The organism is Nostoc sp. T09 (assembly GCF_002154695.1).
Taxonomy (GTDB): domain Bacteria; phylum Cyanobacteriota; class Cyanobacteriia; order Cyanobacteriales; family Nostocaceae; genus Aulosira.
On the sequence record NZ_MTAV01000104.1, the window covers coordinates 1 to 16,413 of the forward strand.

11 protein-coding genes are annotated in these 16,413 nt (G+C 42.0%); 3 read left to right on the plus strand and 8 right to left on the minus strand.

Annotated features, from left to right (window positions below; genetic code table 11):
• Nucleotides 1-93 precede the first annotated feature (93 nt).
• The 7 genes from BV372_RS20605 to BV372_RS20640 form a co-directional block, all read right to left on the minus strand.
• Complete coding sequence (locus tag BV372_RS20605; RefSeq protein ID WP_086688359.1) at nt 94-1,164, minus strand: WGR domain-containing protein; 1,071 nt, start codon at nt 1,162-1,164, stop codon at nt 94-96.
• 177 nt (nt 1,165-1,341) lie between these two features.
• Entirely contained in the window at nt 1,342-3,192 is a 1,851-nt protein-coding gene (locus tag BV372_RS20610) for an ATP-binding protein (RefSeq protein ID WP_086688360.1), read from the minus strand.
• Between the two features lie 390 nt (nt 3,193-3,582).
• Nucleotides 3,583-5,364, minus strand: a complete 1,782-nt coding sequence (locus tag BV372_RS20615) for a M61 family metallopeptidase (RefSeq protein WP_086688361.1) — start codon at nt 5,362-5,364, stop codon at nt 3,583-3,585.
• A gap of 1,498 nt (nt 5,365-6,862) precedes the next feature.
• Nucleotides 6,863-7,555 (minus strand): hypothetical protein, encoded by a 693-nt coding sequence (locus BV372_RS20625; protein ID WP_086688363.1) that lies wholly within the window; start codon nt 7,553-7,555, stop codon nt 6,863-6,865.
• Between the two features lie 201 nt (nt 7,556-7,756).
• Nucleotides 7,757-9,328 carry a metallophosphoesterase gene (locus BV372_RS20630; RefSeq protein WP_086688364.1) on the minus strand — a complete coding sequence of 524 codons (1,572 nt, stop codon included), beginning with the start codon at nt 9,326-9,328 and terminating at the stop codon, nt 7,757-7,759.
• 57 nt (nt 9,329-9,385) lie between these two features.
• Nucleotides 9,386-9,772 carry a hypothetical protein gene (locus BV372_RS20635; protein ID WP_143845221.1) on the minus strand — a complete coding sequence of 129 codons (387 nt, stop codon included), beginning with the start codon at nt 9,770-9,772 and terminating at the stop codon, nt 9,386-9,388.
• 13 nt (nt 9,773-9,785) lie between these two features.
• Entirely contained in the window at nt 9,786-11,606 is a 1,821-nt protein-coding gene (locus BV372_RS20640; RefSeq protein WP_086688366.1) for an ABC transporter ATP-binding protein, read from the minus strand.
• Nucleotides 11,607-11,924: 318 nt separating this feature from the next.
• On the opposite strand from BV372_RS20640, the gene tnpA reads away from it, so the two are divergent.
• The 3 genes from tnpA to BV372_RS20655 all read left to right on the plus strand — a co-directional run bounded on the left by tnpA (nt 11,925) and on the right by BV372_RS20655 (nt 15,370).
• Nucleotides 11,925-12,329, plus strand: a complete 405-nt coding sequence (gene tnpA, locus BV372_RS20645; protein ID WP_086688367.1) for an IS200/IS605 family transposase — start codon at nt 11,925-11,927, stop codon at nt 12,327-12,329.
• Between the two features lie 417 nt (nt 12,330-12,746).
• Nucleotides 12,747-13,583, plus strand: coding sequence for an alpha/beta fold hydrolase (locus BV372_RS20650; protein ID WP_086688382.1), 837 nt, complete (start codon nt 12,747-12,749; stop codon nt 13,581-13,583).
• A gap of 77 nt (nt 13,584-13,660) precedes the next feature.
• Nucleotides 13,661-15,370 carry a serine/threonine-protein kinase gene (locus BV372_RS20655; protein ID WP_086688368.1) on the plus strand — a complete coding sequence of 570 codons (1,710 nt, stop codon included), beginning with the start codon at nt 13,661-13,663 and terminating at the stop codon, nt 15,368-15,370.
• A 166-nt stretch (nt 15,371-15,536) separates the two neighbouring features.
• Here the strand turns inward: BV372_RS20655 and BV372_RS20660 are convergent, their stop codons facing one another.
• Complete coding sequence (locus BV372_RS20660) at nt 15,537-16,325, minus strand: ABC-2 family transporter protein (protein ID WP_086688369.1); 789 nt, start codon at nt 16,323-16,325, stop codon at nt 15,537-15,539.
• Between the last annotated feature and the right edge of the window lie 88 nt (nt 16,326-16,413).

The following is a 16,413-nucleotide window of genomic DNA, read 5'->3' on the forward strand; positions in this document are numbered from 1 at the left end:
ATCTAAACAACAATTCTCAGTTTACCTTATCTGCCCTGTCTCCAATTTAAATTGGTATCAAATGACAACTGACCAATGACTAATGACTAATGACTAAAATGCACTGCAATAGCAGTTAAATTCATCTTTGTGTTCCGCACACTGAAACAGCAACATGAGATTATCCCTATCATAGTCCAAGCCCTGATTACCCTCGTATTCAACACCGTGACCTAATTGGTAGAAGAGTTGCATGGGTTGACCGCAGATCCGACAATAGTGATGCTCCACTTGCTGTCCCCAGTACTCCCACCCTGAAAGCTTATCTGCTGTTCTATTCCAAGCTAATTGAATATCTATGGGTGTAGGCCTGTCTGGATCGTCTTCGTCGTAGTATTCACGATCGCGCTCATCAACATGGAAGATCAACATTTCTTCGTATTCAGTGTATTCTGTACCGTAGGTTTCCTGTGCTTCCTCATAAAAAGGATAGTCATCAAAGGGTTGCCATCCGACAATTTGCAACATATAGCGACCATTAAAGTCATCAATGCCACTGGTTTGAATTACATAGGGTGTCCATGTACTGAGGTTGGCAGCATCTTCGGCACTAATTTCCACCTCTGATGGTGTTGATGCTGATTCAGGAAGCGCCACAATTTGGGGGAAGTGTTTGTAGCACGAGTAACAGGTAAACAGTTGAAATAGTCCAGTCCCAAATTTGCCTTGCAAGCTTTCAGGTAGTTCTTGCAGATTCAGTTGAAAATGAAAGTTTAGAGCACCTCCACAACCAGAACAATTTGGATGAGTTGCACCAGGACTTAGCCAAGGTTTACCCAGATACTTAGATGCGAAGGGAGCATCAAGAGTAGGTTTAATCAAAGGTTTCCAGCCAGTACGCCGGAGATGATTTAACCGAGCCAAACGGCGATCGCCTCTAGAAATTGGTTGCTTGGTGCGATCGCCCTTCTCTGCCTGCTCGTAGCCCTTTTTGAGCTTAGAATTAACGAGTTTGGTAACTTCTGCCTGGGCTTTTTGGGGAGTATCATACGCTGTCACAGTCGTTTTCCCTGCATCCCCAATTCGACCGTAGCGTACTGTTACTTCTATATCGTTGATTGTTACCTCATAAAACTTATGTGATTTACCATCTGAAAGCTCTAAATATGTCGTTTCCCTTGTCATGTGACTACTCCTAGTAGAGAAAAGATAAAGCTGTTTGCAAGCAATAAAATCTAACGATTATTGCTACTAAAACTTCATTCATCTAGTAATTGATTTGACAAAAACTTGCTTGGATTTCTGTTATAAACTGTAAAAAAACAAAGAAAATTAATTAAATTGAGTAAGTAAAGCCGCACTTCATCTATCTGATACTAATTGTTTTTCATTGGAGAGTTCGCAATCGGCTAAAGCGGATGATGTTTCAACAGATTGTAAGCGAATGGGGAGAGAAATGATAAATTCTGTACCACTACCCACCTCAGATTTACATGAAAGATGTCCTCCGTGTTTCTCAACTACAATCTGATAACTAATTGAAAGCCCCATCCCCGTACCAACACCCCTAGGTTTAGTCGTAAAGAAAGTCTCAAAAATTTTTGCTTGATCTTCAGGGGCGATACCAGAACCGTTATCTGCAATGCGGACAACCACCCAGTTGTGATCTTGGCGTGCGGTGGCGATCGCAATTTTTGGTGAATCTTCAGGATTTTGCTTTGCTTCTAAAGCATCAAGCGCATTGTTGATAATGTTCATGAACACTTGATAGAGTGAACCAGCAAAACCTTCGATATTGAGAATATCGCCATAGTTACGCTCAACCGTAATCCCTTTTTTGATGCGGTTATTGAGAATGAGTAGCGTACTATCAATGCATTCGTGCAGATTAACTGCATGGGCTTCAGCTTCATCCAAACGCGAGAAGTTTTTCAAGCTTAAGACAATTTGGCGCACGCGATCGGCACCAAATTTCATGGACTGCAAAACTTTGGGTAAATCTTCTTCTACGAATTCCACATCAATTTCGGAAGCATATTCTTGCACTGCTAGAGGTGGATTAGGCACTTCTTGGGAATAAATTCTGAGTAATTCTAATAAATCGTCTACATGGTTAATAGCCGGCTCTAAATTACCGTAGATAAAATTCACTGGATTGTTAATTTCGTGAGCAACGCCAGCTACCATTCTTCCTAAGCTAGACATTTTCTCACTTTGAACTAATTGAGCTTCCTGCAATTGCTGCTGATGCAAAGCAGCGGCTTTTTGTTGTTCGAGTAGGCTTTTGACTCGTTGTAAAACTTGGTTAAAGGCAGTCCCAAGTATTCCGATTTCATCTGTTGTCGTGACAGACGTTTGCAAGTCAAAGTTAGATTCTTTGATCACCCGTTGCGCCATATTCGTCAGTTCTTGGACAGGGCGGGTGATTGTACGGCTGGTAAACAGAGCTAACAAGATAGCGATCGCTGCTGATAATAGGATGCTACTGGCTATGATTTGCATCCTTAGTTGCTCTGCTGTCTTTAACTCACTTGCTGCTGCTTTTAAGTCTTTATCAGAAGCATCAATAACTTCTACTAAATCATCGGAAATAGCGTCAAATTTGAGTGCTAACTCACTATTGGTAAACTTTAATAGACGTTGTTGTGCGATCGCAATTTTCTTGTCAGTTAGTGGAGAGAGATCAAGTTGCTTGAGTAGTTCTTCCAGTTGCTGAAGATAAGTTTGGGTGACACCATCATAGGTTTGCAAAAGCTGCGGAACATGATCGATATGCTGTTCTTTCACATAATCAGCAGTTTTTATATAAGTTTGCAATTGAGACCAGACCTGCTCAATTTCGGGTGCATGTTTATGAGTAATATGGGCATATTCTTCTTTGTAAAGTTCTGGTTTTGCTGCTAATGGAATGAGTTGTTGTTGGTGTGTGCGAGTCTGGAGAATACCTGTTTGGAGGCGATGGAGTAAATTGAGTTCCTTAAAGGCATTCTCTTCCTGTTTCAACGCTTGCTGCTGATAGCGATCGCCCAGAACTAACCCAATTGTGGTTCCTAAAATTCCTACTCCAAGGGCAAGAGCATACCCAAATTTAATTTTGTTGCCAATACTCAGACCATTGATAATCCGCAGAAACCAACTTCTTGCACCTAAGTGTAGAACGACATTCTCGTTAGAGATTGGTGGTAAATCTGAATCTTTAGCCTGGAAAGCCATAGCATTATTCAAGAGACAACTTAATTTTAGAGTTCCCTATTTATGAGTCAAAATTGAAAGGTTGCAGACTTGTTACGGTGTAATATTACTGTTAAACGTTACACAAACAAACTCAAAAACAGTGGACCTCTTGCATCAGTCGATTTTTGCGGATATTGAACCACAGATAAACACCGATAAACACCGATATTTATCTGTGTTCATCTGTGTTCATCTGTGGTTTTTTTATTCTTATTCAGATTTTTGCGAGAAGTCTAGTATTAACTGTTATTGCAGAGGTTATAAACTGTTATGCAAAAAAAAAGGGATGGGGCGAGAATCCCCATCCTTAAAAGACTATAGAATTTTTACTGCGGAGTCACCGGAATGAACTGAAGAGAATTGAAATATTCAAGCAAGAAGTTTCTGCACGCCCAACCAACCAGCTAAATTTTCTTGCTGAACGGAATCAGAATTATGTAATGAAATTACCTGATACCGTATAGCATGTGGATCGGCTAAAGTTACAGTTACCAAACGGAGTAAATCTTGGTGAAAAACTGCCACTTGAATAGTATCATTGGGTTGAAAATCTTTCAGGCGATCGCTTAGATTATTTGCTGATACCTTAATCCCATTAATAGCTAGCAATTCATCACCAGGATCGATTCCTGCTTGTTGTGCAGGTGAACCCGTTTCGACAAACTTAATTATCTCCCGTCCATTCTCAGTATTTACCTTCACACCTAAATAAGGTTCTTCTTCTGTCTCTGCCGCTAATTGTAAGCCAAAAGGAGCAAAATAGTCATTAAAAGGTAACTCTTCTGTACTATTAAGATAGCGTTCAAAGAAACTCCCTAAATCTATTCTGGCTACCGATTCAATTACTGCTTGCAATTGTTCTGGAGTAAAGCCAACTTCTGCTTTGCCAAATTGCTGCCACATTTGCCGCATGACATCATCTAGGGAACGTTTATTTCCATGCTTGGCGCGAATCAACAAATCTAGTAGCAAGGAGACCATTTCCCCTTTCAAATAATAAGAGATTTGGGTATTTCCACTGTTAGCATCTGGACGATAGAGTTTAATCCAAGCATCAAAACTTGACTCAGAAAGTGGTTGTACTTTTCGCCCTGGCGTAGTAAGAAATCTGGTAATTTCTTTACTCAAATTATTTAAATAAGTCTTGGCATCATAAATTCCTGCTCGCAAAGGAATTAGCAAGTCATAATAACTCGTAGTTCCTTCACAGAACCACAAAGAAGGTGTATAGTTCTCTTGGTCGTAATCAAAAACTTCCAGAGCTTTAGGACGAATGCGCTTGACGTTCCACAAGTGAAAGAACTCATGAGCCACCAATTGCATAAAGCGCTCGTACTTGTCTTGAGCGTTAAATCCAAATCGTTGGTAAATTAAAGAACAGCTATTTTTGTGCTCTAAACCACCGTAAGCTTGATGAAATAAATGCAACAGAAACAGATATCGTTCATAGGGTAAACCATCAAAGAGTTTTGCTTCTACTTGAATTACTTTTTCAATATCAGAAATTACTCTTTTTGGTTGAATATTTCCCTGTCCCCAGATTGCTAGTTCATGGGGTTTTCCCAAAACCTCAAAGTGATATAACTGATGGCTACCAATTTCAAAAGGACTATCAACAAGGGTGTCAAAATCAGCAGCATAAAAAGTATTGCTGGTATCAGCATCTACTGGTAGAGCAGTAGTTACTTGCCATTCCGGGTATGGGGGTACAATGGTAACGCGAATTGGTTGCTTCTCCCAACCTGGTAGTCTGAAAAATAGTGCCGCACCATTAAAATAGCCGTGAGTGACATCCAAGTGGTTTGTCCGTACCGATAGCTCATTTGCAAACACACGGTAACGTATAGTTAATTCTGAAAAATTGCTTTTATCTACCTGCCAATGATTTTTACTTTTTTTCCACCAGCGTAAAGGTTCATCAGCAGCAAAAGCAGCAAAATCTTGTAAATTTTTAGCGTATTCTCGCACCAAGTAGGAACCAGGCGTCCATACAGGCAATTTTAAATCAAGAATCGGTGCTGGGTAGTTTACAAGCTGCAAAGTTACCTCAAACAGATGTGTTTCTGGTTGAGGCATTGCCACCTGGTAATGTATAGTTGGCAAGCGTTCTTGAACGCGGCTATCTGGACGAGGTGCTGTTACTTCAGTCATCTTGAATCCTAAGTTCTACCACTTCTTCTAAGATACAAGGGTGTGTTAACGCAGTGTAACGCACCATTTATGAGCGTGCGCTATGGTGCAAAAATTCGTGAAATAGACAAAAAGCTCACTGGTGAGTACGCCTAACACAACAGCAATAAAGCGAAAGAAAACTCACTGAAGTTCGGTGGGGAGGAACATCGACACCCGAACAGTTGCTACAACAGGGAAACAGCGAGGTTTTAAGAGTTTCCACGCCACTTGTTCAAGAACGCTTTCAGCGAATAGATAAGTAGTTAAACATAATTAATTACACAAAGTCATTGCGTTCGTCGAAGACGTTCCCGAAGGGTATGTAGCGTTGGCGTTGGCGTAGCCTCTCGTAGAGAAGCGTCCCGAAGGGAAGCGAAATGTTCGCGGAGCGTTCCCGAAGGGTAGCAATCGCAAGGGCTGGGATTGCTTCGCTTCTCTACGAGATGCTAACGCGCTAAGCGAAGCTATGCCGTTGGCGCAGCCTCTCGTAGAGAAGGCTTTACGCTCGCAATGACTGTAATTAATTTTGCATGGGTACTTATGGCGACAACTGAAAGCTTCAACAGCTGTGTTCTGAGAAATCTTGAACTAGTCAACAAAAAGCCCCTGGTAGTTGCCAGGGGCGTTCATCTTTATTCCCACTAATGAGGATCGCATTGATCAGGCTTTGATCAACACCCGTATATGCAATAATTGCATTATAGCTATGCAATTATTACAATAATGCGATAAATTGGTTGAGTTCAATACAGATTTTGAAGGAGTAAGTTCTAAATAATTGTCCCTCATGGCAAAATTTTGCCTAAACGTGAAAAGTTTTGCCAGGAAACAATGTTCCATCTCAATGTCTGTAGGTAAATTCCTAGGAAATGCTATAAGAAGCGCTATGCGCCCTGGGTTAAGTGATATTATTTCCCGCAAACTACATTTCACATCACATGAGCGCGATTAGATATGTAACTTTGCTACTATTGATACTCTCATTCTCTGTAGCGCTTCCGGCGACTGCATCTGTATGCAGAAACTACAATGGTCATCATATATGCATTCTCAGTATCCAACGCAGCGCTAAAAATTATTGGGAATACAGAGCCGCAGTGAGTGTGGATGGTATAAAAGAACCTATCAAAGTCTATAACTGCCGTTCTCAAGTGCAGATTCAACAAAATGGGACTGTTGTGCCATTTCAATACAAAGACCCAGGTGAATTGATATGCAGTTTATTCAAGAAGTAGAATTCATCTTTTGCGCGCGGTAAACACACACCAGATGACAAAGACCGTAAATCCTAAATATGCAGATACAGTTAGCCACTCTTGCCAGTTACTAAATAGTCTTAGTTGTGGGGTCTCAAAAATCAATATATTAATCATGAGCGATCGCGCTGAAGCGTAACTAGCAACTTTATCATAAAACTTCTTTGCGCTTGGCGTGTCAGTTGTCAGTTGCTAGCTCATATAATTTTGAAAAATCTGGCTTAGTTTACTTCCACACTCACTATAGTGACTTTTGTGCTTGCCGATGTGGTGTTGTCGCCCAAAAAAAGCAAATTAGGTGTAGTGTAAGGATTTTTATATCCTGGAGGTGGGGTAAAGCCTGTATATTGTCGCAGATTACCTTTGAGAATGGGCGCTACAATTCCGTTGACGAACAGCTGATAATTACCATCCTTGACGGCTAGCTTATATATTTGCAGTGAAGCTTTTGTGTTATAAACCGCATTTTCGCCACGGGTAAAGCCAGCATTCTGTGCCCAAATGCTATTTTCCCAGAAACCTAATTCTATACCGTAGGGTTGCTGTTCGTTAGCCAAATTGTTGCTAATCGCCATCATACTGAAGCCAGCACGATTATCGGAACTGTGGCTTTCAGAATTAATTTGGACTCTAAAAGTGATGCTGTAACCTTTGCTGCGATCTAAAGTAAGCGAAGATTGGCGAAAATAACCTGCATAATTGGCGTTAGTACCGCTGGTATCGAGAATCATACCATTAGTTGTGGCGATCGCCGATGGAGCAGGAGGCGCAGAACTCCAAAGATACATCCATCCTTGTTGAGCAAGTGTTTGACTGGGAATTGATAAGCCGTTATACAGTAAAGCCGCACTAGCAGCATTGGTTCCCATCAGCAAGACAAAGCCAGCAGTCACAGCAGCTAGAGATGTTTTCATTAATTCTTAATTACAAAGGTATTATTTTGGAGTTACGGTAGTGCTATCCCTGAAATCACGGTTCAAATTATACCTGTAATTAAGCATTGTTCTTGAGCTACTTTTCTCAGATACGCTGCATTTCTAGTCTTTTTCACCTCACGCAGAGCCACGGAGGGGCAGAGAAGGCTAAAAATTTTGGTCTAATTTATCGATATAAATTTAAATCACCAACGGGTCAAGTTGGCTACTAAACCAATATTCACCCACACGCTCTGCTATTAATGGTCTGAGGGTAAACTTGGGTGGGCAACCGTCATGAACATCAATCCGCACGCAAGAATAAGCAAGTTGCTTTTGAAAAGCATAATCTTTGCGACCTACATACAACAGCGAATCTGCTACTTTGCGAGTTGGACTACCGGGAATCTCAGTAAACGTTTCCAGTAATTCAGTGCCCTCTGGTCGCTGACGACGAGGACGACGACCACTACCACCGGAGATAATATAGTTGATGTGGGAGTCAGCGTAACCAGTGTCAACGGTGCGGAGATATTCTAGACAGTGGGCATGACCGCTAAGAACTAAATCTACTATGGGACGCTCTTGAATTTGAGAACCAAGGGTTTTCGCTACTTGTTCAAACACCCACCGTAGACGATGACGTACTGCTAAGGTTTGTGCTTGATGCCACTTGGTTCCTTCGGTGACGTAGGGGGGATGGTGAAGATAGATGATCCGTCCGCGCACCTCAGAGTTATTCCAAGATTCAATCAATCTGTTACGCAGCCAGTCTAGTTGTTCAAAGTCAATAGTCGCTGATGTATGAGATGCTAGTTGTTTTTCGATGTCGATTTTGACTTCATTAATTTGGTCTAATTTGGCACTGAGGTCATCGAGTTGTTCAGCATCATCAGGGTTATCTGGGTTGAGGCGATCGCTGATTGCCAAAATTTGCACTTCTTCCCGATCTATCTCATGGCGGCGCTTTTCCAATTCTCGGCGGTAAATTCCCCCTGCTTGCGTTGTCGGTAAAGGCGAAGGCTCATTAAAGGTATTAGAATCGAGAGCGAAAAAATCTATACCACCATATCTAAAAGTGTAATAGCGGTTGGGTATACGGGTAAACATTCCCGGTTCGTAGCGCAAACATCGCCCTGTATCAGTTTTTGCGGTATAGTGACTGTCTAAATGCTCCTTTAACTCCTCTGGAGAAGCGATTCCTGCAAGATAATCGAGAAACGCCCTTGAGTAGGCATCGCCTTGATTAGAACCATGCCAGCCAATTTCAAAATCTTTGTAGCGTAGCATCCGCCGTAACCGCAGCGTACTTCCTGTCAGCAGACGATACATCAAGGGAACATCGTAATAATCATGATTGCCCAACACTGGTAGGAAGGGTAGATTAAACACCATGCGATCGTAGGCAATATTTTGCGGATTTTCCCCACCTACCAGAAATTCTCGGTAAGGTTCGATAAAATTTGTCGGGTAATACTCATGGGAACCCACCACATAAATGACATCCCCCGTGTGTAACACCAAACTGCATTCATCTTTGTGGGCAAGCATCAGTTCAGCAACTTGGCGTTGGGGGTGGTGTCCGTAATGGGACTTTGTACCACTATCACCGATGACCATAAAAGAGAATTCTGGACTATCACCTTTGCGATCGTCTATGACCATACTAGTTTGGTCGATTCCCCGTTGCACAATATTGGGATGCAGCCACCGCACTCTTTCCTGCATCTTGTGGATTTTTACAGGAATTGACGGTTCGGATATTAATCTCATAGCAATTACTCTCCAATTTTAGTCAGCAGTCAAGAGTCAAAAGTCAAGGGTCAAGGGTCAATAGTCAAAGATTAAGCTCAAAGGTGCAACTTCCAGGTTCAAAGGCGCAATGTCCAGGCTTAAAGGTGCAACTTCGAGGATAAAAGGCGCAACGTTTAGGTTTAAAGGTGCAACTTCCAGGTTCAAAGGCGCAATGTCCAGGCTTAAAGGTGCAACTTCGAGGATAAAAGGCGCAATGTTCAGGTTTAAAGGTGCAACTTCCGACATCAAAGGTGCAATGTCCAAGCTTAAAGGCGCAACATTTAGGCTCAAAGGCGCAATTTCCGACATCAAAGGCTCAACTTTCACCTTCAAAAGCTCAAAAGACATCATAAATACACAACGCACTATAAAATTTCTTCTTCCTTCTGCCCTCTGCCCGGTTGGTGAGCGAAGTCGAACCACTGCCTCCTGCCTTCTATTGATAACCCGCCGCTTGCAACAGGAACAACCTGGCATATTGTCCCCCAGCTTCCAATAATTCTTCGTGAGTTCCCTGTTCTATAACTTTCCCGGCTTCGATCACCATGATTTTATCTGCCATGCGTACTGTCGAAAAGCGGTGGGAAATTAAGAATACCATTTGATTTTGAGTAACAGAGCGAAAATGATTGAAAATATCAAACTCAGCTTGAGCATCCATTGCTGATGTTGGTTCGTCTAATACTAAGATATCTGCCCTAGTTCGCATAAAAGCACGGGAGAGGGCGATTTTCTGCCATTGTCCCCCAGAAAGTTCCTGTCCTCCCTTGAACCAACGACCTAGTTGCGTCTGAAAGCTATCAGGTAATTCGTTAATAAAAGGTTCCGCCATGCCTTTTTGGGCAGCATTTTGCCAGCGATTTGTATCTTCTAAATACTGGACATCACCAACGCCAATATTTTCCCCAACAGTAAACTGGTAGCGGACAAAGTTTTGAAAAATTACACCAATGCGCTGTCGCAGTACTTCTATATCCCATTCTTGCAAATCCACACCGTCAAGGAAAATCCTCCCGGAGTCGGGGGTGTAAAGTCGGGTGAGTAATTTGATTAAAGTCGTCTTACCGGAACCATTTTCACCCACAATCGCCAGTTTTTCTCCAGGTTTTAAATGTAGAGAAATATTGTTCAATGCAGGCTTAGTGCTTCCTGGGTAAGTAAACGAGACATTTTCAAACCGAATCCCATCTCGGGGATTTACACCTTTGGTAGCTGTACCCCAAGGCTGTGGTGCTTCTTCTTCGAGGAAGTCGTAAAGATTGGAAAGATAAAGGTTATCCTCGTACATCCCCCCAATGGAAGTTAGGGCACCAGAAAAAGTAGACTGTCCCTGGCGAAATACAGTGAGATACATCGTCATATCCCCCAAGGAAATCCTACCCAACACCGCTTCTATAACAATCCAAGCGTATGCTAGGTAAAATGCTGCGGTACTTACCAAACTCAGGAGATATCCCCAAAGTCCCCGCCGTAAAGTTAAATCCCGGTCTTCGCCGTAAAGTTGATCGAAAATATCGCGATAACGCCTCAGCAGCATTCCTCCCAGTTGATAGAGTTTGACTTCTGTCACAAAGTCTTCTCTTGCCAGGAGATTTTCTAAATAATGCTGTTGGCGTGTTTCTGGCGCGCGCCAACTAAACAGGCGAAAGGCTTGACCAGCAAATTTAGTTTCGGCAATGAATGCAGGCATCGCTGCTACAATCAGCACAATCAATGCCCACACAGAGAACTTCACCAGCAAAATACCGTAAGTCACAAGTGAAAGGGCACTTTGTACTAAGCCAAAGGTGCGGGTTACCAAAGAAAGTGGACGAACTGATGCCTCACGCCGCGCATTCAGAAGTTTGTCATAAAATTCCGAGTCTTCAAAATGCGTCAGATCTAGTGTCAGCGCTTTTTCTAAGATAAGTACATTCACTCGCTGACCTAGTAGCACCCGTAACAAAGACTGACAGACATTCAGACCTCGCTGACTACCTGCCAATAACATCACAGCGATCGCTTCTAATCCTACATACAATAAAGGCTGCGTAATGTTATTATCTGCACCAGCTTGTGATGCCAATACCACCGCATCCACAATCAACTTACCAATGTAGGCGATCGCTGCTGGTAAAAGACCAGCCACTAAAGTTAAAGTAGCAAGAATAATAGTTAAACTGCGGCTAGTAGTCCACACCAAACTAATAGCGCGTCCGCTGTAACGGAAAATGGAGAGTGATTGTCGCAGAGTGTTTCGTTTCTTTTTAGTCTTCATTATTCTTTTTATAGCGTGGAAACACCGCCCTGCGATCGCTTGCCAATATAGACACGTAGCTGACGTTGACACCTCTGTGGCATACCCGAAATAACGCCCGCAGGCTGGAAGCCTGGGGCTATACATACAAAGCCCACCTTCGTGGGCTAGATTCTTTAGCCCACGAAGGTGGGCTTTGTGCAATTAGCCGCACCATTCTATGGTGACGGCGGGATATCGGGATTATGAGGGATCTGATCCCTGATTTTTCTGTTGGCGTGATCAGGACATTGAGCGAGGGAAATATATAGTTGTTGATAAATATGACAGTTAAGGAAAATGCCCAGGAATTTTACGCAGTTGTATTTACATTGTGTTTGGGGGACTTGGGATAGATTACCCCTAGTAACTAAAGATATTCAAGATATTATTTATGCTGCGATCGCTAAACAATGCAGCGAATTAAAATGTACTGTCATTGCCATTGGTGGTGTTGCAGATCATGTACATCTTCTGACTAACTTTCCACCTAGCTTAACTGTGTCTGAATTAATTGGCAAAGTAAAAGGAAGTTCTTCTCATCTCATTACCCATGAAATCAAAACCGATTCGTTTTTTAAATGGCAAGGTGCTTATGGTGCATTCACTGTCAGCAGTCAAAATCTCGACCAAGTAGCTAATTACATCAAAAATCAAGCCGCACACCACAGCCAAAAAACTCTGTTTAACGACTGGGAACTTTAAACATCTAGCCCACGGAGGTGGACTTCGTTCCTATAGCCTCACTTTTCTTAGGATCTCGGCGAATGGTGTGTTTGACCCCTCAATACTGTTATAAATAGTTCTCTCGCATACCCGAAATAACGCCCGTAGGCTGGAAGCCTGGGGCTATCGATACAAAGCCCACCTGCGTGGGCTAAAGAATTCAGCCCACGCAGGTGGGCTTTGCACTATTAGCCGCACCATTCTATGGTGAGTCCAGTCGGCGGTGTCAGTTTCTGTCCCGTCGAACTGGCGTTCCCCGTAGGGGTTCTCGCAGAGTACCCGGAGGGTGACGGCGGTATGTCGGGATAGTGAGAGATCAAATCCCTAGGTCGCCTGTTTTTCTTTTCGCTATAAAATAATAAGCGCAAAGCTATATCTATGGGCGGATATGCAATGATGCCTTTACGTCAAACTTTATCTAAGTCTGACATTCAACTGTCTTACTTGGAATGGCACCAAGGACAAGAACCCTTACTGCTATTACACGGACTAGCCGACAATGCCTTGGTGTGGTCTAGCTTAGGGGATTATCTAGCGGCAGATTATCATATAGTTGCCCCAGATATGCGCGGTCATGGTGAAAGTAGCAAGCCCCAAGAAGATTATAGTTTTGAGAGTGCGATCGCGGATTTAGAAGCCCTGATGGATCGTTTAGGATGGTCTAGTGCCCATGTTGTCAGTCATTCGTGGACAGGTAAACTAGCCGCTATCTGGGCAAGGCAACATCCAGAACGGTTGCGGAGTATAATTCTGGTCGATCCTATCTTCATCTGGAAAATGCCCAGCGTCTTCAAGCTGACATTTCCCCTGTTGTACCGCGTCTTACCTTTTCTCAAAAGCATGGGCCCTTTTGCAAGTTACCAGGAAGCGGAACAACAAGCGCAACAGTTAAGCCAATATCAAGGATGGACTGACTTACACCAGCAAGTCTTTCAAGCAGGAATTGAACAAAAACCTGATGGTAGTTGGGGTAGTAAATTTACTATAGCCGCCCGCGATCGCATTTTTGAAGATGTCATGCGAGTATCTGGGTTAACACAGCCAATTTATCTCCCAACTCTCTTCGTACAACCCCAAAAAGGTGTAAATCGTCAAGATTGGCAACTTAAACCCTATAAAACTCATCTTAAAAACTTAAGCATCTGCCAAGTTCCTGGCAATCATTGGCCCTTCTTGACACAACCGGAAGCATTTAACCGGACTGTGGAAGCTTTCTTAAAACAGTACAAATGAGAGAAATCTCCTTATCATTGACGGGAACGCTAGAAGTCATTAGAGATTGCTTCCCTTATATCACCGATCGGTCAGTCATGAGCCTTTGTATTAATCCCGTGTGTCCTCAACCCAATCAATCAGATCAGGAGGAACAGCGCTTTTGCCTAAATTGTGGTTCCGAGTTGGAATTGCTGGACCGCTACCGAGTAATGCGGCTGTTAAGTGACAAAACTGGCTTTAGTAATGTTTATGAAGCATACGCACAAGACATACCAAAAATCCTCAAGGTGCTTCAGGAGGATCTTTCTGGAGAGGCGAAGGTAGTAGAACTATTCCAGCAGGAGGTAGCTGTGTTGCAACAGTTAAATCATCCTGGTATACCCAAAGTCGATGGTTACTTTCAGTATCAAACCAGAAATGGTTTGCTGTTGCACTGTCTGGCAATGGAGAAAATTGACGGACTCAACTTAGATCAATGGCTAAAGCAGCAGAACAATCTCCCCATTTCTCAAGCACAAGCTATAGCCTGGTTAAAACAGTTGGTAGAGATTTTAGTTGTATTACATGGCAAGCAATACCTGCATCGAGATATTAAGCCATGTAATATTATGCTTCGCACTGCTGCAAATCCCCTTAGCCAGGAAGATGGGGGAGACTTGGTCTTGATTGATTTTGGCACAGCTAAAGAAGTAGCCAAAACTTTAACTGGGATGAATGCAATTATGTCATCTGGCTATAGCGCCCCAGAACAAATGCATGGCCAAGCTGTACCGCAATCCGATTTCTTTGCGTTGGGACGCACCCTTGTATTTTTGCTGACAGGATATCATCCCTTAGATATGTATGATATCCAGCATAATGTTTTGCACTGGCGGAATCGTGCGACTCATATCTCAATCTTGCTATTAAATCTAATTGATTGGTTAATGGCACCGGAGATCAAAAACCGTCCCACCAATGCTCAAGAAATTTTGCAGCGATTAGCAGAAATTGAACAAAAATTAACTGCAACTACAACTGTGAATTTGCAGGGAAATCACCAAACAGAACAGTTAGCTTCGCCAGCTAGCAAAACCTTGACATCCCCAGAGAAGCAGCCAGCAAAAATGCCACTGCTGGCATTAGTAGGAGCACTCTTGGCCTCATTAGGATTACTGGGTGTAATAGCTTTATTTCTGGGAACGCTAAAATTTACTTCAGTTCCTAATTATGGACAAGTACCAGAACGAAAAGGCAAAGTAGATTATTTTCCCTATGCAGAAGGTAAAGATAGGAAGGGTAGAATTGCGGAATTTAACATAGCTGTTTTATCAGTAGAATATAAATGGCTTTTAGGTAGTAATTTTCAAATTAAATATAACGATACAATTATTAGTTTAGAAGTTTTAAAGTTAAATTTAGAACAAGAAGGTATACAGAATATAATGGAAAATCCTAACGAAATTATTTCTGTAGGTACAGCTTCTTGTGAGGGTGACCTAGCTGTTGAACAACGCCGCGCTTTAGAACGTTCTAAGCAAATCCAACTTTTAGCCAAAAAATTATTTAATAATACTTCCTCTGTTAAAGGTTATCGCTTATTAAATCTTGGGCAATTTCAACGAAGTGATTGTCAGCCAAATCAAGATTTAACTGCATATCAAAGAAGTATTATTATTATTGGCGTGAAGAAAAAATCAGATGGCGTAATTGTCGATGAAGCTCTTAGGAATAGGTTAGAAAAGAAACCTTTTGCAGATTTTAAATTAGAAGATTATTCTTTAGGTTCAGCGAAGAAGTTTAAGACAATCCCAAGTGATTTGTAGACAATGTGTATTACTAATATAAATCAATACAGTTCAGATAAGCCTGTTTTGTCTGCCTCTGTTCCCCGTTCCCTGTTCCCTTGCCTCCACAGAGTAATTTTCTTAACTGAACCGTATTGTAATATAAATAAATCCTTGAACGTGTAAAAGATGGGTGTTAAATTATTTACGCTCCCATCCCAGAATACTGCTTCAAGCCCCTACGCCACAGCCAGCGATTCACACAGAAAAATATTAATGCCCAACCTACCAATGATAAAAAACCTCGGACTAAATCTACAGGTAGACCAACCAAAATACTCGCCGGGAAATCTACTAAATAAGGAAAAGGGGTCCACATAAGTACCATCCTTACAGATTCAGGAAATACTTCTAATGGTGCAATTAAACCAGATAAAAATAAATAAAATAATAACCAAAGATTTTCTAAAGCAGTAGCCCGTTCTGTCCAAAAAGCTAACATCGCAAAGGTGTATTGAATAATAAATCGTAAAGTAAAAGCTAACGCTACTGATAACAAAAACAATAACAATTTACCCAAGCTGGGCAACCAAAAGGCTTGGGGATAAAGGATGAAAAATAATAGTATTAATAGAAATGTAAATTGAAGGCGAGCAACTCGATCAGCAACGTGGGTTGCAACATGATGCCATACAGGATCGAGAGGTTGTAGAAGCTTGGGCGACAATTTACCTTCCACTACCTCTTTTTGAAAATCCCAAATTACCCATACAGCAGTAAATTGCCTAATAATAAATACTGCTAAAAAGTAACGAGCAAAATCTACAGGTGTTAAATTTAAGCGTCCATTCTGTGCCGCCTGTATCCAAATACCCATAAATATAATAGGTAAAGAACCAGACAAAACCCAGAAAATCATTTCTGCCCGGTACTCAAGGATATAGGCGTAGTAAACTGAAAGCAAAGTTAGGGCTTTTCTAATAATTCGCTTCATTTATTTCTGATCGTTATTAATTGTCTTTTTATAGATAATTTCAATTGTAGTCATCGCCCAGCAAAAGCTTATCTAATTAAAGCTTAAA